This window comes from Streptomyces sp. NPDC126510 (genome assembly GCF_040302345.1).
GTDB lineage: Bacteria > Actinomycetota > Actinomycetes > Streptomycetales > Streptomycetaceae > Streptomyces.
In genome coordinates this window covers 1-21,253 of the sequence record NZ_JBEORR010000020.1, presented here as the reverse complement: position 1 = coordinate 21,253, position 21,253 = coordinate 1, and the positions used below count along the sequence as shown (strand labels likewise).

The window sequence follows — 21,253 nt, the reverse complement described above, 5'->3', positions numbered from 1 at the left end:
CGGACACGCTTCTGCCCGGATGTGCCGCAACCATGCCCTCACTCTCTGCACAGGGCGGGTCCAGGCGATACGGTCAGGGGGGCCCGTCAGGCCCCCCAGTGCCGCCTGTCGACGGAAGAGAGTCGCGTCTTGAACTTCCTCACCATCGGTCACCGCGGAGTCATGGGTGTGGAACCCGAGAACACCCTCCGGTCCTTCGTCGCCGCCCAGGAGGCGGGTCTCGACGCCATCGAACTCGATCTGCACCTGAGCAAGGACGGCGCGCTCGTCGTCATGCACGACACGGATGTGGACCGCACGACCGACGGCACCGGTCCGATCGCCGAGAAGACCCTCGCCGAGCTGCGGGCCCTGGACGCGGGCCGGGGCGAGCGGGTCCCCGAATTCGAGGAGGTCCTCGAGGCCGTCCACACACCGCTCCAGGCGGAGATCAAGGACAAACAGGCGGCACGGGCGCTGGCCGAGGTGATGAACCGGCGTGGGCTGGCCGGCCGGGTGGAGGTGTCCTCGTTCCACGACGAGGCGATCGCCGAGATCAAGCCACTGGTGCCGGGCGTGCGGACCGCCCTGATCGCCAGCCGCTACGGCACGGACATCGTGGACCGCGCCGTCGAGGCCGGCGCCGAGACCGTCTGCCTGAACATCCGCCGGCTGACCCTGGAGATCGTGGAGCGGGCCCGCAAGGCCGACCTGAGGATCATCGGCTGGGTGGTGAACACCCAGGACCAGCTACGGCTGGTCCGGGCCTTCGGCCTGGACGGCGCGACCACCGACCACCCGGACATCAAGCGCACAGGCCGTTTCACGGCCTAGCCGAGCTCCTTGACCAGCAACTCGAACTGCAGGTCGTCGCGCTGCGGAAGACCGAAGCGCTCGTCGCCGTACGGGAACGGGGTCATCCGTCCCGTACGGCGGTAGCCGCGCCGCTCGTACCAGGCGATGAGGTCGTCGCGCACGGAGATCACCGTCATCTGCATCTCCTTCACGCCCCAGACCTCGCGGGCCTGTCGCTCCGCCTCCGCGATGATCAGCTTGCCGAGGCCCGCGCCCTGGAGCAGGGGGCTGACGGCGAACATCCCGAAGTAGGCGCTGCCGCCGCGGTGCTCCAGCTGGCAGCAGGCGACGATCCTGCCGTCCCGCTCCACGGTCAGGAGCCGGCTGTCGGGCGACTTGACGACCGCCAGCACCCCCTCCGGGTCGGTCCGCTGCCCCTCGAGGATGTCCGCCTCGGTGGTCCATCCGGCCCGGCTGTCGTCGCCCCGGTACGCCGACTCGATGAGCGCGACCAGCTCGTCCACGTCGGCGTCGGTGGCGTCGCGGAAGGTCAGTGCGGTGGCGGCGGTCTCCATGGGCGTACGTCTCCGTCTTCCTGGCGCGGCTCGGGCAGGGATGAGCGTAACGCCACCGGGCCCTAAGCTCCGCTGCATGGTGCATGTACTCAGCAGCCGGATCCTGCTCCGCCCCACCGACCCCGAGCGGTCCCGTGCCTTCTACGGTGAGCAGCTGGGCCTCGCCGTCTACCGCGAGTTCGGCACGGGTGCCGAGCGCGGCACCGTCTTCTTCATGGGCGGCGGCTTCCTCGAGGTCTCGGGCCGGTCCGAGACGCCCCCGGTGCCCGCAGTACGGCTGTGGCTGCAGGTCGACGACGTGGCCGCGGCACAGGGGGAACTGCGGGCGAAGGGCGTCGACATCGTGCGGCCGCCGGTGAAGGAACCCTGGGGGCTGATCGAGATGTGGATCGCCGATCCGGACGGGACGCCGATCGTGCTGGTGGAGGTTCCGGCGGACCACCCGATGCGCTATCGGCCCGGCATCTGAGTTCGGTCGGCGCGGTGCTCCCAGCCCCGGTCGGTGCGGGTGAGTTCGCCGAAGCCCGCACCGGCCAGGAGGGCGAGCGGGGCACTGTCGGCGGCCGATTCGCAGGCGACGAGACGGTCGACGCCGCACAGCCGCAGCCAGGCGGCGGCCCGGGCGAGCAGCCAGTGCTCCAGTCCGGTGCCGTACTGCGCGGGGTCGATGTGCAGGTTGCCGATGTCGGCGATTCCCGCCGCGCGGGCGTGGCGTTCCGGGCGCGCCAGGGCCGTGTCGATCTCGATGAAACCGAGGCTCTTCCCCTCGGCCCGGGCCGTGAAGCGGGTGCCGCACTCCCCCGGGGTGCGCTCGGCCGTGACGCCCGGCCGGGGCTCGGGGGCCGGCAGGTCGGCCACCCGGGCGATCAGGATGACCTCGGTGCCCCCGGTGTGCCGGAACCCCGCCCGTTCGTAGAGGGCCCGGATGTGGGGCCAGTTGCGGGGCAGGCCGTACACGAGCGGGGCGGGCAGGGCCCCGTCGGCGTACCGGACGCGGGCGTTCCAGCGGGCGAACTGTGCGAGGCACGCCCGCATCAGCAGGTCCGCGGCGAGGTCGGCGTCCGGCCGGAGGGACGCCGCCGGGCGGTGCAGGAACCAGTTGATCTCGGCGGCGTCCCGGTAGTACGCGCCCACCTCGGCGTCGGCGCGGTAGCGCAGCAGGTGGGCCGCGGCGACGACCTGCTCGCGCTGCTCGGCGACGAGCGTCGTCCGCTCGGCCACCCACGGGTCGGTGATGAACTCGCCGGGCCGCCGCTCCAGGTCACCGAGGACGGTGTTCACGGAGACGGAGACGCCGGGGACGACGGCCGCCACGTGCAGGTTGACCAGGTCGGTCAGCTGGTCGCGGTCGGTCCGGCGGAAGGGGCGCACCTGGGGCGCGGGCATGGGACACCTCCGTGCAGGGTGAAGGAGCCGGCGGCCGCCACGCGGGTGCGGTACGGGGCGAGGGTACGCCGGGGCCACTGCGGCACACCACCGGGTCGCCCGGATGGCAGGGAGTCAGGGGGGCGGCTTAGCGTGCTGGAGGGGCCCGGGGGGCCTGCCCCCGCCGCTCGCGGAAGGAACGCCATGAAGCTCGACGCACCGGTGACCGGCGGTCCCTGCTGGACCGAGCTGGGGACCAGCGATCTGGACGCGGCCCGGCGCTTCTACACGCGGCTGTTCGGCTGGCGGCCCGAGACGGACGCACGTCAGGAGGCCGGCGGCTACACCGTCGCGCACCTCGGGGACGCGGCCGTGGCGGCGCTCGCCCCGCTGTACCAGCCGTCGCAGCCGGTCGCGTGGAACGTGTCGTTCGCGGTGACCGACGCGGACGCGACTCTCCGTGCGGTGACCGAGGCGGGCGGGTCGGTGCTGTTCGGCCCGGCGGACGTGTTCGACGTGGGCCGTTTCGCGGTGGCCGCCGATCCCGGCGGTGCCGTGTTCCAGTTGTGGCAGGCGGGGACCTTCCCGGGCGCCGGACTGTTCAACGCGCCCGGTTCGCTGGGCTGGGTGGAACTGATGACACGGGATCCGGAGGGAGCCGTGTCCTTCTACACGCGGGTGTTCGGCTGGACGGTCGCCCCGTCGGACCGTTACACCCAGTGGGGCGTCGGCGGCGCCGACTTCGGCGGCATGGTGACGATGGACGAGAAGTTCCCGCCCGAGGTACCGGCGCACTGGCTGCCGTACTTCGCCGTGGCCGACGTGGACGACACGACCGCCGTCGTGCAGCGGCACGGCACGGTACTGATGGTCCCCACCTCGGTGCCCGACGGCCCGCGCATCGCGGTGCTGCGGGACCCGCAGGGGGCGATGTTCGGCGTGTACCGGGCGGACTACGAGCGCTGAGACGGCGGAGTGTGACGGCGAGGGGGGCCGGGCGGGGCTTGCGCTGAAGTGCGCTCCAGCTCCTAGCGTCCTGCGTACGACCTGCCCGGAGAGGACAACCGTGCGTTACACACTGTTCGGCAAGACCGGTCTGCGCGTTAGCGAGCTGAGTCTCGGCGCGATGACCATCGGCGACGACTGGGGCTGGGGCGCCGGTGAGGAGGCCAGCGCCCGGATCGTCGACGCCTACGCGGAGGCGGGCGGCAACTTCATCGACACCGCGAACAACTACACCGACGGCAGCTCGGAACGGATCCTCGGCGAGCTGCTCGAAGGCCGGCGCGACCGGTTCGTACTGGCCAGCAAGTACACCTGCGCGATCCGTGACGGTGACGTCAACGCCGCGGGCAACCACCGCAAGAACCTGATCCAGTCGGTGGAGGCGAGCCTGCGGCGGCTGCGGACCGACCGGCTGGACGTGCTGTGGGTGCACGCCCGGGACAACTTCACACCGGTCGAGGAGGTCATGCGGGCCCTGGACGACCTGGTCCGCACGGGCAAGGTGCTGTACATCGGTGTCTCGGACTGGCCCGCCTGGGAGATCGCCCGGGCGAACACCCTGGCGGAGCTGCGGGGCTGGACCGCGTTCGCCGGTTCGCAGCTGCGCTACAGCCTCCTGGAGAGGACCCCGGAGCGCGAACTGCTGCCGCAGGCCCGGGCGTTCGACCTGGCCGTGCTGGCGTGGGCGCCACTCGCGGCCGGGAGGCTGACCGGCAAGTACCGCAGGGGCGAGACGGGACGGCTGGACACCACCGGCCAGGACGCCGACCCGCGCGAGGAGGCGGTGATCAGCGCCGTGCTGGAGGTCGCCGAGCAGGGTGGCTGGAGTCCGGCGCAGGTGGCGCTGGCCTGGCTGCTGGCCCGGCCGGGCAACGTGGTGCCGATCATCGCGGCGACCAGGGAGAGCCAGCTCGCCGACAATCTGGGCAGTGTCGGCGTCCGCCTCGACGCGGACGCCCTCGCCCGGCTCGACGAGGTGAGCGCGGTGCCGCTCGGTTTCCCGCACGACTTCGTCCGTGAGCCGCTCATCACCCGGAACGTCTACGGCGACCGCTGGGCGGACCTGGACGACCGCCGCTCCACCCATCGCCGCACCGTGCACGAGGTGCTCTGACCGGCGCGCCGACACGCCCGCTCCGGTGTACGGATCAGGCCCGCAGCACGCCGAGCCGCCCTTCCAGTTGGCTCAGCAACCCCCCGAGCAGAGCCGCGAGTTCGCCCTGCTCAGGGCCGTCCAGGCCGGAGAGCACGGCGGTCTCGTAGGCGAGCTGGACGGGCAGGATGCCGTCGACGAGGTCGCGTCCGGCGTCGGTGAGACGGAGGTGGACGACCCGCCGGTCGCGGGTGTCCCCGCGCCGCTCGACCAGCCCGCGCTCGGTCAGCTGCTTGAGGCGTTTGGTGACGGCGGCCCCGGACGAGAAGGTCTCCCTGGCCAGCTCCCCCGGCGTCAGCTCGTGCCCGGTACGACGCAGGGCGCCCAGCAGATCGAACTCGGGCCGGCTGAGCCCCGCCCGGCGCAGAGGGGCGTCCTCGGCCTGCTGCAGCAGGGCGGCACAGCGGTTGATCCGCCCGATGATCTCCATCGGCCCGGTGTCGAGACCGGGACGCACGGCCTGCCACTGCCGCACCACGGCAGCGACGGTGTCGTCCCGGCGGCCGCCGCCCTGGTCGGGCTCGACGGAGGGGCCGCCGGCATCCTTCCGACGCCCGCCGCCCGGGCCGGCCTCGACGGAGGGGCCGCCACCCGGGACGCTCCCCTCGGTCGCCGCTCCCGTTGCCCCGGCCTCGTCGACCGCCCGCCCTTCCGCCGCCGGCTGCGGGCCGTGCCCCGTGTCGCTCCGCTCGGGCGATGGTCCTTCGGTCGGCGTCATGGCCGTGCGTCCTCCGTCTCTGTGGCCGGGTCCCGGTCCGGGAGCAGGCCCTGGCGTCGGGCCGTCGCGGCGAGCGTACGGTGTCCGGACTGTTCGGCGAGCACGACCCGCTCCTGGGGCAGGGCCCGCTGCCACCATTCACCGGCGGCGGCGTCGGCAGTGGCACGCAGGTCGGCCAGGGCGACGGCGAGGCCGCGGCGCGCCGATTCCAGGGCCGCGGTGCCTGGGTCCGGCTCGGCCAGGAGGCGGGCGGCGTACTCGCGGGCCCGGTCGGCGTCGGTCAGCGCGTGTTCGACGCGGTCGCCCGCGCGCCGGTTCGTGACGGCCACGGCGGCGACGAACCCCACCAGCGCGCCGACGACGGTGTCCACGACCCGCTCCGTCATCAGTGTCCTGGGCTCCTGGTACCCGGCGAACTCCGTGATGAGCAGGGCCATGGGCGTCACGCAGACGCTGCCGAGCCAGTAGTTCCGGCTGATCAGCACCTCCGCGCCGAAGCTGAACGCGAGGCAGCACAGCACGAGCGCCACCGGCCCCAGGTGCGCGAGTGGCACGACGGCCAGGAAGACGAGCACGCCGACGACGTTGCCCACGACCCGCTGGACGGCCCGGCTCCAGGTCAGCGTGATGTTGGCCTGGTAGAGCGAGGCGGCGGTGACGAGTGCCCAGTAGGGGCGGCCGATTCCGAGGGAGAGGGAGGCGTAGCCGGCGAGTGCGCAACCGAGTGCGGTACGCACCGCGAGCGGGGTCAGCGGACCCAGCCGTGCCCGGAGGGGCCGGGCCGCGGCCACGCCGAGCAGTTCGTCCGCGCCCGCGTCGGGCAGTCCGGCCTCCGGGACGGGCCCGGTGCCGCGCAGCGAGCCCGCCCACGCGCGCAGCCGGCCCGCGTCCGCCTCCGCGGGCGCCGCGAGGGCGACCTCGGCACGGACGACGAGCCGTTCGAGAGCCCGGCGGGTCCGGGAGGGGGCGTGCGTGGACAGCAGCGACTGCCAGGCGGCCTGCACGGCGGCATAGCCCGCGGCGCGGGCCCGGGCGTGGCCCTCACCCGTGCCGCCGGTACCGGCGTATCCGGCGGCGGCCTTCAGGGCGGCGGCGGTGGCGCGGCGCTCCGGGCCGTGCGGCCTGAGCAGCGCGGGCGCCATGCAGACCAGCCAGGCCCAGACCCCTGTTCCGGCGGCCAGGGCCAGGTGTCCGGGCACCTGGCCGAGGGTCTGCGGTGCGAACAGCGACGCGGAGCTGACGAAGGTGAGGACGACATTGCCCGGCGGACCGACCCGGGTGGCGTCGCACAGCACCTTGTGCGCGGCGGCCAGCAGCGCGCCCACGGTGACCAGGGCGACGGCACTGCCGGTGAGCGAGGCCGCGACCAAGGCCACGGCGAGCCCGCCGAGCATGCCGAGCACCACCCACGCGAGGGCCCCGGCCCGGGCGGCGTACGGGCGGTTGTGTGCGTACAGCGCGCACAGGGAGCCGGCCATCGCGTACATCACCAGGTCGAGCCGGCCGAGCGCGAGCAGGGTGAGGGCGGGAGGGGCGATCGCCGCGACCACGCTCAGCGCGGGCTTGAACCAGATCTCCGAAGGCCTTCCGAGGCGCAGCACCCCCACCAGGGGGAGACGCCGGACGGGCGGGTTGACGGGGGTGGCGGGCGCACTGCTCATGACCATAAGATTTGCATGTGTTTTACCCGTAAAGCATGCCTCCTCACCTGTCGTGCTCCGTCGAATGCTCCCCGTGTACACCCTTGCGCTTGCGTGCGCGCCGCATGGCCCGGGCATCGAATGACCGACTGTCGACGGGGGGAGGTGCGCGTGCACGGACCGGCTTCGTCCGGCTGGCTGCTGGTGGCGCTCTGCGCGGTGACCGGCGCCTACTGCCTGGCACGGACGCGCAGCGGCGCCGAGGGGCAGCGCAGCGCCGCGGGCGGCGAGGCCCTGATGGGTTTCGGAATGGCCGCGATGGCCGTGCCGGCGGCGGTGTTCACGCCACCAGCGTGGGCGTGGACCGTCTACGCCACGGTGTTCGGGGCGGCGGGCGTCCACGCGCTGTGGGCGGCGCGGGCCGGCGCGCACCATCTCCATCACCTGGTGGGGGCGGTCGCGATGGTCTACATGTCCGTCGCCATGGCGGGCTCCCCCGGACACGCACACGGTCCGGGCGGATCGGGTGTTCCGCTGCTGACCGGGGCGCTGCTGCTCTACTTCGCCGGGTACGCACTGCTGACCGGCGTCCGTCTGGTGCCGGTCGCCGCCGTGGCCGGGGGTGCCGGCCCCGCCGGGTGGGGCGACCGGCCGGAACTGGCGCGGGCCTGCCGGCTGTCCATGGCGATCGCGATGGTGGCGATGCTGCTGACGCTGTGAGCGGGACCGCCCCGGCCTCCCCGAGGACCCGCCGACCAGGCCCCGGAAGGCCCGTCGGCCCGGCACCCCGGAAGAGCCGCCGACCGGCCCCCGGAGGACCCGTCGGCCCGGCACACCGGAAGACCATCAGCCCGGCAGCCCAGGAAGACCCGCCGACCCAGCACCCCAGGAAGACCCGTTGCCCGACGCCCCCTCCGAGAGGCCCCGGTGCCCCAACGGATCCGTTGTCTGCGTCACTTTGGCGTCACAAGTCGTACCCCTGAGCGGGGCCGCGCTCATAGGCTGCCCTCATGATGCTCACCGCCGCGCCGTTGCTGCTCGGCGCCCTGACCGCCGTGGCCGCCCCCCGGCTGCTCGCCCGGGCGGACTGGCCGGACCGTGAGCCGGTGGTGGCGCTGTGGGTGTGGCAGTGCGTGGTGGCCGCCGTCCTCGTGTGCTGCGCGCTGTCGATGACGCTCAGCGCGGCCGCGGCCTGGCATGCGGTCGGCGGGCACCTCTTCGCCACGGCTCCGCGCGCGGTCGTCGAGGCCTACGCCCTCGGCACCGCGGGCCCCTGGGCGGCGACCACGGCGGTCGCACTGGCCGGCGGCGGCCTGTGGAGCGCGGCGATGCTGCTGCGCGAGATCGGCCGGGCCCGCGCCCGGCGCCGCCGTCGGCGCGCCGATCTACTGGTCCGGGCCCCGCTGCTGCCGGGCGAGGTGGCCGTCTCGGGCCGGCTGGTCGTCCTGGAGAGCGAGCGGCCCGACGCCTGGTGGCAGCCCGGCACTCCCCCGCAACTGGTGGTCACCACGGCCGCGTTGCACCGGCTGAAGGGCCGGCAGCTGGACGCCGTGCTCGCCCACGAGCAGGGCCACGCCCGGGCCCGGCACGACTGGCTGCTGAACTGCTCCTCGGCACTGGCCGGAGGCTTTCCGCAGGTGCCGGTGTTCGCCGCGTTCCGCGACGAGATGCACCGTCTGGTCGAACTCGCCGCCGACGACACGGCATCGCGCCGCTTCGGCCGGCTGACCACGGCCCTGGCCCTGGTCGAACTGAACGAGCACCGCGGCGTGTTCGGTCCCTGCCCGACCCCGCAGGCCCATGTCCCGGCCCGGGTGAACCGGTTGCTCACTCCCCCGGACCGGCTGACCGCGGCCCGGCGCCTGCGCCTGACGGCGGCGGCCGCGCTGGTCCCCGTGGTGCCGGTGCTGCTGGCGTTCATGCCGGGATTGCGGGCACTGGGGTAGCGAAGGGCCCCGGACCCCCGCGGAGGACACGGCATGACCGAAGCACGTCGCCCCGGTGACGGAAGATCGTCCCCGTACTGGAATCGGACCCCCCGGTTCGGCGAGGATCGGTCTATGCACACCTCGTCCGTCGAGTCCCCGCCCCGTCCGGAACACCGCACCACCGCCGGTCTCGCCGGCGCCCTGGCCCTGTGCTCGGCACTGCTGCTGGTCCTCGTCGCGGCCAGATGGAGCCCGTTGATCGGCGTGGACGGGGACATCTCCGGCACCACCCACCGCTGGGCGGTCGACGAACCGGTCCTCACCCAGACGTGCCGCATCCTGACGGACTGGGTGTGGGATCCCTGGACGATGCGTCTGCTGTGCGCGGCCGTCGTCGTGTGGCTGGTGGTGCGGTGGGCGGCCCGCTGGACGGCGGTGTGGCTGGCGCTGGCCGTAGCACTGGGCACCGTGCTGCAGCAGGGCATCAAGGCCGCGGTGGACCGCCCCCGCCCGGTCTGGCCCGACCCCGTCGACTCGGCCCACTACTCGGCGTTCCCGTCGGGCCACGCCATGACCGCCACCGTGGTCTGCGGCCTGTTGCTGTGGCTGCTGCACCGGCACGGCGTAGGAAGGGCCGTGTGGCGTACCGCCGTGGCGGTGGCCGTCGTCTCCGTGGTCGGGGTCGGGCTGACGCGGATCTGGCTCGGTGTGCACTGGCCGTCGGACGTGGTCGGCGGCTGGCTGCTGGGCACGACGGTGGTGGCCCTCGCGGTGTGGGTGCACCGGCGCTGGCAGCCCTCGACCCGGGATCTTCCCCTGCCTCAGGACGCGGCCTCGTAGGATCGCCGCATGACCGCCGTGCTCTTCGACTTCTCCGGAACCCTCTTCCGCGTCGAGTCCACCGACTCATGGCTGCGGGGCGCCCTGTCCGGGACCGATCTCCGGCTGGCGGAGGCCGAGTTGGCCGCCTCGGTACTGGCTCTGGAGGCGGTCGGGGCGCTGCCCGGCGGCGGTGATCCCGCCCGGGTCCCGGAGGAACTGGCGGACGCCTGGCTGATCCGCGACCGGAGCGCCGCCCTGCACCGGGCCGCCTACACCGGCCTGTCCCGGCAGGTCCCGCTACCCGACCCGGCGCTGTACGACGCGTTGTACGACCGCCACATGACCCCGGCCGCGTGGTCCCCGTACCCGGACGCCGCCGAAGTGCTGCGCACGTTGCGGGAGCGGGGCGTTCCGGTCGGGGTGGTCAGCAACATCGGCTGGGACCTGCGGCCGGTCTTCCGGGCGCACGGCCTGGATCCCTACGTCGACACCTACGTCTTGTCGTTCGAGCACGGCGTCCAGAAGCCCGACCCGCGGCTGTTCGCCACCGCCTGCGAGGCGCTCGGCGCCGATCCGCGCTCGACCTTGATGGTCGGCGACGACCGCCGTGCGGACGGCGGAGCGGCCGCACTGGGATGCGGGGTGCACTTCGTGGACCACCTGCCGGCGGCCGACCGGCCGGACGGGCTGCGGCCGGTCCTGGATCTGGTGAGCTGAGCCGGCCCGCCGTCCGCGGGGAGTAGCGGGGCGCCCCGCCGCCGGAAGGTAGCCCAAGGCCACTACCGGGACCGACTGCTCGCCCGCCTCGGACGATCCCCCGCGTCGCCCGAGGCAGACGGCATCACCGGCCGGGACCTGACAGGTCGTGGCCGGACCCCTCTGAGTATAGTTGGCTGGCGGCCAGTCAACACGGGAGTTGCAGCATGTCTCCGCGTAGCGCCTCGGTGAATGAAGAGTTGCGGCGGCGTTCCCGTGAGCGGCTCCTGCAGGCGGCGGTCGAGCTGGTGAGCGAGCGCGGCTACGAGGCGACCACGCTCGGCGACATCGCCGACCGGGCGGGTTCGGCCCGCGGCCTGGTGTCGTACTACTTCCCCGGCAAGCGGCAGCTGGTGCAGTCCGCTGTGCACCGGCTGATGCACCGCACGCTGGAGGAGGCTCTGGAGCGCGAGCCGCGCACGGACGACGGACGGGAGCGGATGGCCCGGGCCATCGACGCGATCCTGGGTCTGGCCAGGGACCGGCCCGTGCTGATGCGCCAGCACATGGCGGGGATCCTGCAGGCCGAGGGCTTCATGCAGTGCCCGGAGCAGCGTCGGCTGGCCGAGCTGCTGCGGGACACCATGGCCCGGCACGGGTCGCCGGACGTCGACAGCGACTACCCGATGATGCGCGCCCTGCTGATGGGCGCCGTGTACGCGGCCCTGGTGCCGGGGGTGCCGATGCCGGTGCCGGTGCTGCGGGAGGAGCTGTTCAAGCGCTACCGGCTCGACCGGGAGCTGGGCCTCCCGCCGGAGACCGCGGTCTCCGGCGGGAGGGGCGACAAGGATCTGTCGCGGTTCTTCGCGACCGGGGCCGCACCGAAGTGCGACCCCCTGGATCAGTCGAAGTAGTCCGGCTGTGTCTGCACGTTGAGCTCACGCTGGTGGACCCGGCGGGCCGGGTCGGTGCGCCGGTCGTCGATCTTCAGGACGTCGAAGCCCCGGGCGATCTCGTTCGAGTAGATGTAGCCGTTGTAGTAGTACGCCGACCACGAGCCGCCCGTCGTGATCACGTCGGTGGTCAGCGGGCCGCGGTCGAAGTAGGCGATCTCCTTCGGTTTGGCCGAGTCGGTGAAGTCCCAGACGGAGACGCCGCCCTGGTACCAGGCCTGGACCATGAGGTCCTTGCCCTTGACCGGGATGAGCGAGCCGTTGTGGGCGACGCAGTTCTCGGTGTCCGCCTGGTGGCGGGGGATCTTGAAGTAGCTGCGGAAGACGAGCTTGCGCTTGTCGCCCTTGCCGGTGATGTCGTAGATGCCGTCGGCACCGCGGTCCGGGCCGACCTCCGCGTTGCAGGTGGCCCCGCCGCCGCCGCCCAGCTCGTCGGTGAAGACGACCTTGTTCGCCTTCTGGTTGAAGGTCGCCGAGTGCCAGAAGGCGAAGTTCACGTTGTCCTGCACGCGGTCGATGACCTTCGGGCGTTCCGGGTCCCTGATGGAGAACAGGATGCCGTCGCCCATGCAGGCGCCCGCGGCCAGGTCCTTCGAGGGCAGCACGGTGATGTCGTGGCAGCCGGTGGTCTTGGACACGCCCGGGTTGGTGGGTCCGCCCGGGTTGCCGCCGCCGTCCGGACCCTCACCCGGGAACAGCACGGGGAAGCCCACGACCTTCGCCTTCTCGGGGGCCTTGCGCGGCACCTTGATGACGGAGATGCCGTCGTGCGGCGGCTGGCAGTCGGGGTAGGCGGCGTTCGGCGAGTACGAGGAGACGTACACGTAGACGTTGCGGCGCTCGGGCACCAGCGTGTGGGTGTGCGAGCCGCAGGCGGTCTCGACGGCCGCGACGTACCTGGGGTTGCGCTTGTCGCTGATGTCGAAGACCTTCATGCCCTCCCATGAGGACTTCTCGGTCGCCGGCTGGGTGGTGCTGGAGCAACTGCTGTCACTGCGCGAGGAGTCGGTGGACAGGAACAGCAGGTCGCCGGAGACGGAGATGTCGTTCTGCGAGCCGGGGCACAGGACCTGGGCGATGGTCTTCGGTGCCCTGGGGTTGCTGATGTCGAAGATGCGGAAGCCGTCGTAGTTGCCCGCGAACGCGTACCTGCCCTGGAAGGCGAGGTCCGAGTTCGTGCCCGGCAGCGCGTCCTTGGGGACGTGGGCCACGTGCTCGATGTTGTCGGAGTGGACGATCTCGTCCTGGCCGGGTATCTCGCCGCTCCGGATGGCCTCTCGGACTTCGGCCTGGGCACTCTTGGAGACCTTCTTCGGCGCGGGCGGCGCGTCCCCCGGGTCGGGGATGGCCCCTGCCGGCGAGGCGGTGAGGAGCGCGGCGAGCAGTCCACCGGCGGCAGCCACAACTCCCAGGCGTCTGCGGCGCGTTCTGCGGTCGTTCAACAGGATCACTGTTTTCCTCCCTGGTTCCGTTCGCTGCGGAACGGTTCACGCACCACGCAGTATCGTCTTCGCCATGCTCATACCAACAGAGGGCAACAGAATCGCAATGAAGTTTTCCGATCAATGACCTGCGGAAGCGTGCCAGTGCGAAGTCCGCAACTCGAGGTGCTTTCCAACCCGCCTGCCACAGGAGGTCGTTGTGCTGTTCCGCCGCGCGTCCCGGGTATCCGCCGTCACGACGGGGCTGATCGCCCTGGCCGTGCTCGCGACCGGAGGCTGTGACTCCGGTCCGGACCGGAAGCCGGCAGCCGCGGACGGGCCCGCGGTGATCGCGCCGGGTGAGCCCGGCGAGGCGAACCGCACCCTGTCAGCCGCGGAAGCCAAGGACCGGCGCTCGGAGAACGACTCCCCCAACTCGGCCGACGTCTCCTACGTCCGCATGATGATCGAGCACCACGCCCAGGCCCTGGTGATGACCGAACTCGTCCCCGAGCGCGCCGGGTCGAAGGACGTGCGGCGGATCGCCGAGCGTATCGCCGCCGGCCAGAAGCCCGAGATCGAGGCGATGAAGGGCTGGCTGAAGTCGTACGGCAAGCCGCTGAAGGCCGAGCGGCACGAGCACGCCACGATGCCGGGCATGGCGACGGAGGCCCAGCTGAAGAAGCTCCGCACGGCCGACGGGCAGGCGTTCGACCACCTCTTCCTGACCCTGATGACGACCCATCACCAGGGCGCGATCACCATGGCCACGGATGTGAAGGGGCAGGGCAACAACATCCGCGTCGAGGAGATGGCCGACGAGGTGATCGCCCAGCAGACGAGCGAGATCACACGGATGCGGAACATGCTGTGAGCTTGTTCGTCATGGTCGCCGTTGGCTGACTGCGACGGTTCGCGGGGGGGGATGAGCGTGACTGCCCGGGTTGCCGCGCCTGCGGCAACCCTGCGCTCGTCGGTGGCGGAGGCGGGTGAGCACGCTCGTACCGGCCGGGCCAAGGGACGATATCGGGAGGATCAGCGGCAAGCCGAGCCTGTCCTCTCACCCGCTGTGTACCGCCTGCCTTCCCCTCGACTCAACCGTGCGCAGCCCCAGGTACCTGCCACGACGGTCAGAGCTGCCAAGCCGCCGATCGTCCCCCGGTACGCGCCGGGGTTCAGGTGCACTTCCGTGTCCTCGCGCTCCAACGGGCCGGCTGCGCCCTCGGGGTCGTACAGCACGCGCAGTGTGTCACCCGGCGCGACCCTCAGCGGGTCGCAGCCGTCCGTCATCGGGGGTGAGATCTCCTTGCCGTCGTGGGTGCGGAGCGTGCACTCGTCGGTCGTGCCGTTGTCGACGTCGGCCACGACGGCCTCGGTCCACGTGCCCCGTTTCTCCAGCCCCCGCTCATCACCGGCCTCTCGCGTGATCACTGCGAGCACGACCGCGGCGGGAAGGGTGGCGACGAGCGCTCCGATGGCCAGTTTCGGCGCCTTCTTGTGAGCGACGTGCCGAAGCAGGACTCCGGGCACCAGGATGTGCGCCAGGGGGATCGCCACCGCGCAGATGACGAATACCGGGCCGCGCAGGAAGGCCGGCAGGGGCACCACCGGCACGGACCACATCAGGGCCAACGAGGCGGCCACGCAGGCACTGTTGAACAGCAACCAGCGAATCGGCTCCGCACAGCGACGAGGAGGAGCGTCCTCGACCGGCCCGACCGCTCTGCCCGCTTCTTCCGCCCGCCCGGGCCTGTCCCTGTCCGTCGCCACGCGCGCTCTCTCCGTCTTCGTCGGGCCTGCTGACCGACCAGCGTAGGAGGTGCGGAATCGGCACTGATCGGCAACTGCCGCCGACTCCCGAGGCGGCCGAGTCCGTTCAGCGCCGGGCGCGGCGTGGCGACAGCAGGCCCGCGTCGCGGGCCTGGCCGATCAGCCGGAGGGACGCGCGGCGGCTGTGGCCGGTCGCGCCCATCACGGCGAGAATGGGGTCGGCACCGTCGCGCTGGGCCGCGCGGTACTCCCGCGCCACCAGCTGACGCCCTTCCTGCCCGCGCGGCCAGGCCGGCCTGGCACGGCGCCCCTGACCCCCGCGGCCGTCGGGCCCGGCTCCGGGACCACATGCCTCGGCCACCGAGTCCTCGATCCAGTCGGCGAGCACGGCCAGGTCGTCCAGGGACAGCGCGGGCTGGGCGCGCACCTCCTCGAGGCAGACGCACCCGCCGCCCACGACGGCCAGCGCATCGATCCGGGCGCCGTCCTCGAACACCAGCCGGTACTCGAACCACCGCGTGGTGCCCTCGTTCTCCCGCACTTCCCACGCGGGGCGCACGGACACCGCACCGTCCACCGGAGAGCGATCAGAAAGATTCAGAAAGGCTGCTTTCAGCACACGCCGAACGTAACCGCATGATCACATTCCCTACAGATCGGACACGCGCCGCGCGTGGAGCACAGCACCCTGTCAGCGGAGCCCGGCCGGTGCGATGCTGGAGGCGTCAGCGCTCTCCTGAGATCCGTCGGTTTCCCCGGGTAAGGAGTTCCGCCGTGCTGCGAGTCGCCGTCGTAGGATCCGGGCCGAGCGGGTGCTACACCGCCCAGAGCCTCGTCCAGCTGGACTCCGACGTGCGCGTCGACGTCCTGGACCGGCTGCCGTGCCCGTACGGCCTCGTCCGCTACGGCGTGGCACCCGACCACGAGAAGATCAAGTCGCTGCAGAACAACCTGCGCGCCGTCCTCGAGCACGACCGGGTCCGGTTTCTCGGCGGCGTGCAGGTCGGCCCCGGTGGCGTGACCGTCGCGCGGCTGCGGGAGCTCTACCACGCGGTGGTGTACTGCGTGGGCGCCGCGACCGACCGGCATCTGGGCATCCCCGGGGAGGACCTGCCGGGGAGCTGGTCGGCGACGCAGTTCGTGTCCTGGTACAGCGCCCACCCGGACGCCGTGGACGCCGGTTTCCTGCGGGACGCCCGGTCGGCCGTGGTCGTCGGCGTGGGCAACGTCGCCGTGGACGTCACGCGGATGCTGGCCCGGGGCCTGGCCGAGCTCACCCCGACCGACATGCCGCAGGCGGCCCTGACCACCCTCGCGGACAGCCGGGTGACCGAGATCCACATGGTGGGCCGGCGCGGCCCGTCCCAAGCCCGGTTCACCACCAAGGAGCTACGCGAACTGGGCACCCTGCCGGAGACCGACGTCGTGGTGGATCCGGCGGAGCTGGCCCTGGACCCGGGGTACACGGACCCGTCCGCACTGCCCGCGCCCCAGCGCCGCAACGTGGAAGTGCTGCGCGGCTGGGCGGAGACACCCCCGAAGGGCGCGCCACGCCGCATCCACCTTCGGTTCTTCCTCCGCCCGGCCGAACTGCTCGCCGAGCAGGGCCACGTGGGCGCTGCTCGGTTCGAACGCACAGCTCCGGACGGCCACGGCGGCGTGACGGGCACGGGCCGGCATGAGGTCATCGAGGGGCAGCTGGTCCTGCGCTCGGTCGGCTACCGCGGAGTCCCCCTGGAGGGCCTCCCGTTCGACCCGGTCACCGGAACCGTGCCGAACCTGTCCGGCCGCGTCCTGCGCGAGGGCGTCGTCGCCCCCGGCGAGTACGTGGCGGGCTGGATCAAGCGCGGCCCCACCGGCGTCATCGGCACGAACCGCCCCTGCGCGAAGGAGACGGCGACGGCCCTGCTGGAGGACGCCCCCGCCCTGGCGGCGAAGACGGTCCCCGACGACCCTCTGCCGACCCTGCGCATCGAAGGTACCGATCCGGTGGACTGGGCGGGCTGGCTGTCGATCGAACGGGCGGAGGCGGCACTGGGCGCGTCACTGGGCAGGGGCGTGGTGAAACTCCCCGACTGGCCGTCGCTCCTGGAAGCCGCTCGGGCCGAGGTTCGCTGAAGGCGCGCGTCAGTCGCCCGGACGGGCGGCCTGCCGGGTGGCCGCGTCGAGCAGCGCGGCCATGAGACCCGGGAACAACGCGTCGAGCTCGCCCCTCCGTAGCCCGTTCATCTTGGCCGTCCCCCGGTACACCTGCCGGATCACCCCGCTCTCCCGCAACACCCGGAAGTGGTGCGTGGTGGTCGACTTGGTGACGGGCAGCTCGAAGTCCGAACAGGACAACTCCCCCGTGGCACTCGCGAGTTCCCGGACGATCCGCAACCGCATCGGATCCGAGAGCGCATGCAGCACCTCCTCCAGCCGGATCTCGTCACACGCGGGATGCGGCAGGTCACGGCTGCTGACGGCGGGGGACGACACGGCGGCTGCTCCACTTCCTCGGGGACTCCATAGTACGAGAACCCTCGTAGTTTGACATCCACCGTACTACGATGCCTATCGTACGAGTCGACATCGGCCCCGTGACGAATGGAGTCCGCCGTGACCGCGCTCTTCGAGCCCCTCACCCTGCGCGAGCTGACGATCCCCAACCGCGTGTGGATGCCCCCGATGTGCCAGTACTCGGCGGCGCCGCAGGGGCCGGAGGCCGGAGCGCCCACCGACTGGCATTTCGCGCACTACGCCGCCCGCGCCACCGGCGGCACGGGCCTGATCGTCGTCGAGGCGACCGCGGTGTCCCCGCAGGGCCGCATCTCCCCCTACGACCTGGGCATCTGGAACGACACGCAGGTCGAGGCGTTCCGCCGCATCACCGGCTTCCTCACCGCGCAGGGCACGGTCCCCGCGATCCAGCTCGCCCACGCCGGCCGCAAGGCGTCGACCGACCGCCCCTGGAAGGGCGGCGCGCCGGTCGGCCCGGACGCCCACGGCTGGGACCCGGTCGCCCCGAGCCCGCTCGCCTTCGCCGACGGACACCCGGTCCCGGCCGAGCTGACCGCCGGCCAGATCAAGGACGTGGTGGAGCAGTTCGCCGCCGCGGCACGCCGTGCGCTCGCCGCCGGCTTCGAGGTCGCCGAGATCCACGGCGCCCACGGCTACCTGATCAACGAGTTCCTCTCGCCGCACTCCAACCACCGCACCGACGCCTACGGCGGCTCGTACGAGAACCGCACCCGCTTCGCCCTCGAAGTCGTCGACGCCGTACGGGAGGTCTGGCCGGACGACAAGCCGCTGTTCTTCCGAATCTCGGCGACCGACTGGCTGGAGGACGGCGGCTGGACCGCGGACGACACGGTCCGCTTCGCCGCCGACCTGCGAGCCCACGGCATCGACCTGCTGGACGTCTCCACCGGCGGCAACGCCTCCGGCGTCCACATCCCCACCGGTCCCGGCTACCAGGTGCCCTTCGCCGCCCGGGTGAAGACGGAGACGGCCCTGCCGGTCGCCGCGGTCGGGCTCATCACCGACGTGGAGCAGGCCGAGAAGATCCTGGCCAACGGCGAGGCGGACGCGGTTCTGCTGGGTCGCGAACTCCTGCGCAACCCGTCGTGGGCGCGGCACGCGGCGCGGGAACTCGGCGGCGAGGTGCGAGTGCCGGACCAGTACCACCGGTCGGTCTGACCCGGTCGGTCCGGCTCGGCCGGACCAGTAGCACCGGTCGGCCCGGCCCAGTCTGATCCGGCCCTCCGGTCCGGCACCCGAAAGCCCGTCAACCCCGAAAGGGTGCGTCAACCGGTCGCGCACGCCGTCCCGTTGAGCGTGAACGCGGCCGGAGCGGCGCTGTTGCCGGCATGAGAGGCCTGGTAGCCGACACTCACGCTCGCGCCCGGCGCGATGGTGCCGTTGTACGAGACGTTGGTCGCGGTGACCGACCCGGACGACGGCGCGTACGTGGCGCCCCAGCCGCCCGTGACCGTCTGACCGGCGGGCAGCGTGAAGCCGAGTTTCCAGCCGTTGACGGTCGTCGTGCCGGTGTTGGTGAGGGTCACGGAGGCGGTCAGGCCGGTGTTCCAGGCGTTCACCGAGGCCGTCACCCGGCAGGCGCCCGGCTGGGGCTGAGGAGCCGGGCCGGAGCCGTCCAGACCGAAGAAGGTGAGCACGCGGGACGCCATGCCCTGCGCGTACAGGTTGTGGCCGACGCCTTGGAGACTGATGGCCTCCACGGGAGCCCGGTCCCCCGTGCCGCCGTAGCGGGTGCGGGTCCAGCCGGGCTGGGGCGTGTCGGTGCCGGTGGGCGTCTGGCTCACGCCCTGCACGTTCGTCCACTGCTTGATCTGCTCCCCGAAGTTGGGGTAGCGCAGGACGTCGTCCTCGGTGCCGTGCCAGATCTGCATGCGGGGCCGGGGGCCGGTGTAGCCGGGGTACGCGCCCCGGGCAAGGTCGCCCCACTCCTTCGCGGTGCGGGTGATCGTGCCGCCCGAGCAGGCGCTGTTCCACTCGGAGCCGTCGGTGGTGGCGAAGCAGCCGAACGGGACGCCCGAGAAGGCGGCACCCGCCGCGAACACGTCCGGGTAGTCCCCGAGCAGGACGTTCGTCATCATCGCGCCGGAGGAGATGCCGGTGGCGAACACCCGGCTCGTGTCGGCGTCGTACGTGCGGGTGACCCAGTCGATCATCGACTTGACGCCCACGGGGTCGCTGCCACCGCCGCGGCGCAGGGCCTGGGGCGAGGAGACGTCGAAGCACTTGCTGCTGCGGGTGACGGACGGGTACAGCACGATGAATCCGTACCGGTCGGCGAGCGTGTCGTACTCGGTGCCGTTGTACATGTCCGGGCCCGAACCGGTGCACCAGTGAACGGCCACCACGACCGCCGGCTTCGGGGTCACGCTCTCCGGTACGTACAGGTACATCCGCAGGTTGCTGGGGTTGGTGCCGAAGTTCGTGACCTCGGTCAGGGCCGCGGTGGGTACGGCGCCCGCGCGGGCGGAGGCACGGGCGGGCCCGTCGGCGGCGGCCGCGGGCACGGTGAGCGCGGTGGTCGCGCACAACGGCAGCAGCGCGGCGACGAGCGCGAGGAGAACAGACCGCAGCGGTCTCCTCGACTTGGGTTGGGGGGTGGCGGGCACGTCCGGGTTCCTTCCGTCGCGGGAGGCGTCCGTTCCGGCATGGTGGCATGAACATGCTCTCCATGGAAGCGCTCCCACGCGACCGGCCCCCTGACCGGTGCCGACCGAATCCGCTGCGCGCAGGGCGTTGACTAGAAAGCGCTTGCCCTTTACGTTCCGTTCAGCAGTGTGACCCATTGGCGCGAACGAGGCACCTACAGTGCACATGGTGAACAAGATGACGAACAACATTCACATATACGTTCCTACTGGCTTCTGACGGCTCCTCCGAAACGCACGATCACCGGAGGCCCTGACCCCCCATCCCCCCCACGACAGAAGGACTCGGGACATGACTTCTGCGACCCGCCCGCGCGCCCGCAGGCGCGCGATGACCGGCACACTGGCCGCACTCGGCCTCTCGGTTGGCATGATCATGACTGTCAACGCACCCGCCGCGAGCGCCGCCACCTGGCCGACCCCCAACGGCAGCCAGGGGACCTCCTCGACCATCTCCGTGTCCGGCACCAAGGACTACGGGATGAAGCGGTACTACGGCACCGGCGCCCTGGCCGGTGACGGCCAGGAGGAGGGCCAGGACCCGATCTTCAGGCTCGCCAACGGCGCGGTGCTGAAGAACGTCATCCTCGGCGCCCCCGCGGCCGACGGCATCCACTGCGAGGGCAGTTGCACACTGCAGAACGTCTGGTGGGAGGACGTCGGCGAGGACGCCGCCACCTTCCGCGGCGGCAACGGCGCCACCTACCAGGTGATCGGCGGCGGTGCGAAGAAGGCCGCGGACAAGGTCTTCCAGCACAACGGCGGCGGCACCCTGACCATCTCCAACTTCGCGGTGCAGGAGTTCAAGACGCTGTATCGCTCCTGCGGCGACTGCTCCACGCAGTACACCCGCAAGGTCAACCTCAACACCATCGACGTGACCGGCACCGGCTCCACCGCGCGGCTCGTGGGCATCAACGTCAACCGCAACGACGTGGCGACGCTGCGGAACATCACGATCCGCAACGACTCCGGCCGCAAGGTCGTCCCCTGCCAGAAGTACAACAACAACACCGCTGTCGGCTCCGGACCCGACAGCAAGAACTGCCTCTACTCCACCTCGGACATCGCCTACCGGTAGCCCGAGTCCTCCCCCCACGGTGAAGGCGGCCGTGCGCAGCGTCCCGGCGGGCGCTGCGCGCGGCCGGGCGGGGGCGGGACCCCCGACCGGCCCCCACTGAGCCGCACGGGCGGGGGGCCCGGGTGTGGGCCACCCGGGCCCGCCCGCTGCCGTCCGGTCGGCGCACGAGCCATACGGCCGGCTCGTG

General features: G+C 72.2%; 22 protein-coding genes. 13 read left to right on the top strand and 9 right to left on the bottom strand.

The genetic code is table 11. The features are described 5' to 3' along the window. Positions 1-129 precede the first annotated feature (129 nt). Positions 130-813 (top strand): glycerophosphodiester phosphodiesterase, encoded by a 684-nt coding sequence (locus ABTX60_RS26325; RefSeq protein WP_352099477.1) that lies wholly within the window; start codon positions 130-132, stop codon positions 811-813. Here ABTX60_RS26325 and ABTX60_RS26320 read toward each other — a convergent pair. After that, positions 810-1,349 (bottom strand): GNAT family N-acetyltransferase, encoded by a 540-nt coding sequence (locus ABTX60_RS26320; protein WP_352099476.1) that lies wholly within the window; start codon positions 1,347-1,349, stop codon positions 810-812. The genes ABTX60_RS26325 and ABTX60_RS26320 overlap by 4 nt on opposite strands. A 76-nt stretch (positions 1,350-1,425) precedes the next feature. Here ABTX60_RS26320 and ABTX60_RS26315 point away from each other — a divergent pair, with 76 nt between their 5' ends. Beyond that, positions 1,426-1,818 (top strand): VOC family protein, encoded by a 393-nt coding sequence (locus ABTX60_RS26315; RefSeq protein WP_352099475.1) that lies wholly within the window; start codon positions 1,426-1,428, stop codon positions 1,816-1,818. Here ABTX60_RS26315 and ABTX60_RS26310 read toward each other — a convergent pair. Then, the gene (locus tag ABTX60_RS26310; RefSeq protein WP_352099474.1) at positions 1,800-2,735 is read right to left on the bottom strand and encodes a GNAT family N-acetyltransferase; all 936 of its coding nucleotides are present in this window, start codon (positions 2,733-2,735) and stop codon (positions 1,800-1,802) included. The two genes, ABTX60_RS26315 and ABTX60_RS26310, sit on opposite strands and share 19 nt — an antisense overlap. Before the next feature lie 183 nt (positions 2,736-2,918). On the opposite strand from ABTX60_RS26310, the gene ABTX60_RS26305 reads away from it, so the two are divergent. Together ABTX60_RS26305 and ABTX60_RS26300 are read left to right on the top strand one after the other, a co-directional pair. Next, entirely contained in the window at positions 2,919-3,680 is a 762-nt protein-coding gene (locus tag ABTX60_RS26305) for a VOC family protein (protein ID WP_352099473.1), read from the top strand. Positions 3,681-3,780: 100 nt separating this feature from the next. Further along, positions 3,781-4,833 (top strand): aldo/keto reductase, encoded by a 1,053-nt coding sequence (locus ABTX60_RS26300; protein ID WP_352099472.1) that lies wholly within the window; start codon positions 3,781-3,783, stop codon positions 4,831-4,833. A 34-nt stretch (positions 4,834-4,867) separates the two neighbouring features. Here the strand turns inward: ABTX60_RS26300 and ABTX60_RS26295 are convergent, their stop codons facing one another. Both ABTX60_RS26295 and ABTX60_RS26290 read right to left on the bottom strand, forming a co-directional pair. Then, positions 4,868-5,350, bottom strand: a complete 483-nt coding sequence (locus ABTX60_RS26295; protein ID WP_352099596.1) for a MarR family winged helix-turn-helix transcriptional regulator — start codon at positions 5,348-5,350, stop codon at positions 4,868-4,870. A gap of 236 nt (positions 5,351-5,586) precedes the next feature. Next, on the bottom strand, positions 5,587-7,251 hold the full coding sequence (locus ABTX60_RS26290; protein ID WP_352099471.1) for an FUSC family protein: 1,665 nt from the start codon (positions 7,249-7,251) through the stop codon (positions 5,587-5,589). A 150-nt stretch (positions 7,252-7,401) separates the two neighbouring features. Here ABTX60_RS26290 and ABTX60_RS26285 point away from each other — a divergent pair, with 150 nt between their 5' ends. The 5 genes from ABTX60_RS26285 (at position 7,402) to ABTX60_RS26265 (ending at position 11,590) form a co-directional block, all read left to right on the top strand. Next, the gene (locus ABTX60_RS26285; RefSeq protein WP_352099470.1) at positions 7,402-7,950 is read left to right on the top strand and encodes a DUF5134 domain-containing protein; all 549 of its coding nucleotides are present in this window, start codon (positions 7,402-7,404) and stop codon (positions 7,948-7,950) included. A gap of 290 nt (positions 7,951-8,240) precedes the next feature. Beyond that, positions 8,241-9,176 carry a M56 family metallopeptidase gene (locus ABTX60_RS26280; RefSeq protein WP_352099469.1) on the top strand — a complete coding sequence of 312 codons (936 nt, stop codon included), beginning with the start codon at positions 8,241-8,243 and terminating at the stop codon, positions 9,174-9,176. Positions 9,177-9,290: 114 nt separating this feature from the next. Continuing rightward, a complete protein-coding gene (locus ABTX60_RS26275; protein ID WP_352099468.1) occupies positions 9,291-9,998 on the top strand; it encodes a phosphatase PAP2 family protein in 708 nt (235 codons plus the stop codon). Between the two features lie 9 nt (positions 9,999-10,007). Beyond that, positions 10,008-10,697, top strand: coding sequence for an HAD family hydrolase (locus tag ABTX60_RS26270; RefSeq protein WP_352099467.1), 690 nt, complete (start codon positions 10,008-10,010; stop codon positions 10,695-10,697). A 206-nt stretch (positions 10,698-10,903) separates the two neighbouring features. Beyond that, positions 10,904-11,590 (top strand): TetR/AcrR family transcriptional regulator, encoded by a 687-nt coding sequence (locus ABTX60_RS26265; protein WP_352099466.1) that lies wholly within the window; start codon positions 10,904-10,906, stop codon positions 11,588-11,590. Here the strand turns inward: ABTX60_RS26265 and ABTX60_RS26260 are convergent. Continuing rightward, positions 11,578-13,080 (bottom strand): LVIVD repeat-containing protein, encoded by a 1,503-nt coding sequence (locus ABTX60_RS26260; protein ID WP_352099465.1) that lies wholly within the window; start codon positions 13,078-13,080, stop codon positions 11,578-11,580. The two genes, ABTX60_RS26265 and ABTX60_RS26260, sit on opposite strands and share 13 nt — an antisense overlap. Positions 13,081-13,270: 190 nt before the next feature. Between ABTX60_RS26260 and ABTX60_RS26255 the strand changes: the two genes are divergently transcribed. Then, complete coding sequence (locus ABTX60_RS26255; RefSeq protein WP_352099464.1) at positions 13,271-13,924, top strand: DUF305 domain-containing protein; 654 nt, start codon at positions 13,271-13,273, stop codon at positions 13,922-13,924. 161 nt (positions 13,925-14,085) lie between these two features. Here the strand turns inward: ABTX60_RS26255 and ABTX60_RS26250 are convergent, their stop codons facing one another. Beyond that, complete coding sequence (locus tag ABTX60_RS26250; RefSeq protein WP_352099463.1) at positions 14,086-14,694, bottom strand: hypothetical protein; 609 nt, start codon at positions 14,692-14,694, stop codon at positions 14,086-14,088. Between the two features lie 232 nt (positions 14,695-14,926). Continuing rightward, positions 14,927-15,385 (bottom strand): DUF6214 family protein, encoded by a 459-nt coding sequence (locus ABTX60_RS26245; protein WP_352099462.1) that lies wholly within the window; start codon positions 15,383-15,385, stop codon positions 14,927-14,929. 209 nt (positions 15,386-15,594) lie between these two features. Between ABTX60_RS26245 and ABTX60_RS26240 the strand changes: the two genes are divergently transcribed. Beyond that, a complete protein-coding gene (locus tag ABTX60_RS26240; protein WP_352099461.1) occupies positions 15,595-16,938 on the top strand; it encodes an FAD-dependent oxidoreductase in 1,344 nt (447 codons plus the stop codon). A 9-nt stretch (positions 16,939-16,947) separates the two neighbouring features. On the opposite strand, the gene ABTX60_RS26235 is transcribed toward ABTX60_RS26240, so the two are convergent. Continuing rightward, positions 16,948-17,298 carry an ArsR/SmtB family transcription factor gene (locus ABTX60_RS26235; protein WP_352099460.1) on the bottom strand — a complete coding sequence of 117 codons (351 nt, stop codon included), beginning with the start codon at positions 17,296-17,298 and terminating at the stop codon, positions 16,948-16,950. Positions 17,299-17,418: 120 nt separating this feature from the next. On the opposite strand from ABTX60_RS26235, the gene ABTX60_RS26230 reads away from it, so the two are divergent. After that, the gene (locus ABTX60_RS26230) at positions 17,419-18,498 is read left to right on the top strand and encodes an NADH:flavin oxidoreductase/NADH oxidase (RefSeq protein WP_352099459.1); all 1,080 of its coding nucleotides are present in this window, start codon (positions 17,419-17,421) and stop codon (positions 18,496-18,498) included. Positions 18,499-18,605: 107 nt separating this feature from the next. On the opposite strand, the gene ABTX60_RS26225 is transcribed toward ABTX60_RS26230, so the two are convergent. Further along, positions 18,606-19,946, bottom strand: a complete 1,341-nt coding sequence (locus ABTX60_RS26225) for an extracellular catalytic domain type 1 short-chain-length polyhydroxyalkanoate depolymerase (protein WP_352099458.1) — start codon at positions 19,944-19,946, stop codon at positions 18,606-18,608. Between the two features lie 331 nt (positions 19,947-20,277). On the opposite strand from ABTX60_RS26225, the gene ABTX60_RS26220 reads away from it, so the two are divergent. Then, positions 20,278-21,066, top strand: a complete 789-nt coding sequence (locus ABTX60_RS26220) for a pectate lyase (protein WP_352099457.1) — start codon at positions 20,278-20,280, stop codon at positions 21,064-21,066. Positions 21,067-21,253 lie beyond the last annotated feature (187 nt).

Excerpts from the sequence above, each read along its gene's own strand:
- ABTX60_RS26280 (WP_352099469.1), top strand. The coding sequence starts at position 8,241 with ATGATGCTCACCGCCGCGCCGTTGCTGCTCGGCGCCCTGACCGCCGTG.
- ABTX60_RS26320 (WP_352099476.1), bottom strand. The coding sequence starts at position 1,349 with ATGGAGACCGCCGCCACCGCACTGACCTTCCGCGACGCCACCGACGCC.
- ABTX60_RS26265 (WP_352099466.1), top strand. The coding sequence starts at position 10,904 with ATGTCTCCGCGTAGCGCCTCGGTGAATGAAGAGTTGCGGCGGCGTTCC.
- ABTX60_RS26270 (WP_352099467.1), top strand. The coding sequence starts at position 10,008 with ATGACCGCCGTGCTCTTCGACTTCTCCGGAACCCTCTTCCGCGTCGAG.
- ABTX60_RS26305 (WP_352099473.1), top strand. The coding sequence starts at position 2,919 with ATGAAGCTCGACGCACCGGTGACCGGCGGTCCCTGCTGGACCGAGCTG.
- ABTX60_RS26275 (WP_352099468.1), top strand. The coding sequence starts at position 9,291 with ATGCACACCTCGTCCGTCGAGTCCCCGCCCCGTCCGGAACACCGCACC.
- ABTX60_RS26315 (WP_352099475.1), top strand. The coding sequence starts at position 1,426 with ATGGTGCATGTACTCAGCAGCCGGATCCTGCTCCGCCCCACCGACCCC.
- ABTX60_RS26290 (WP_352099471.1), bottom strand. The coding sequence starts at position 7,251 with ATGAGCAGTGCGCCCGCCACCCCCGTCAACCCGCCCGTCCGGCGTCTC.
- ABTX60_RS26310 (WP_352099474.1), bottom strand. The coding sequence starts at position 2,735 with ATGCCCGCGCCCCAGGTGCGCCCCTTCCGCCGGACCGACCGCGACCAG.
- ABTX60_RS26220 (WP_352099457.1), top strand. The coding sequence starts at position 20,278 with ATGACTTCTGCGACCCGCCCGCGCGCCCGCAGGCGCGCGATGACCGGC.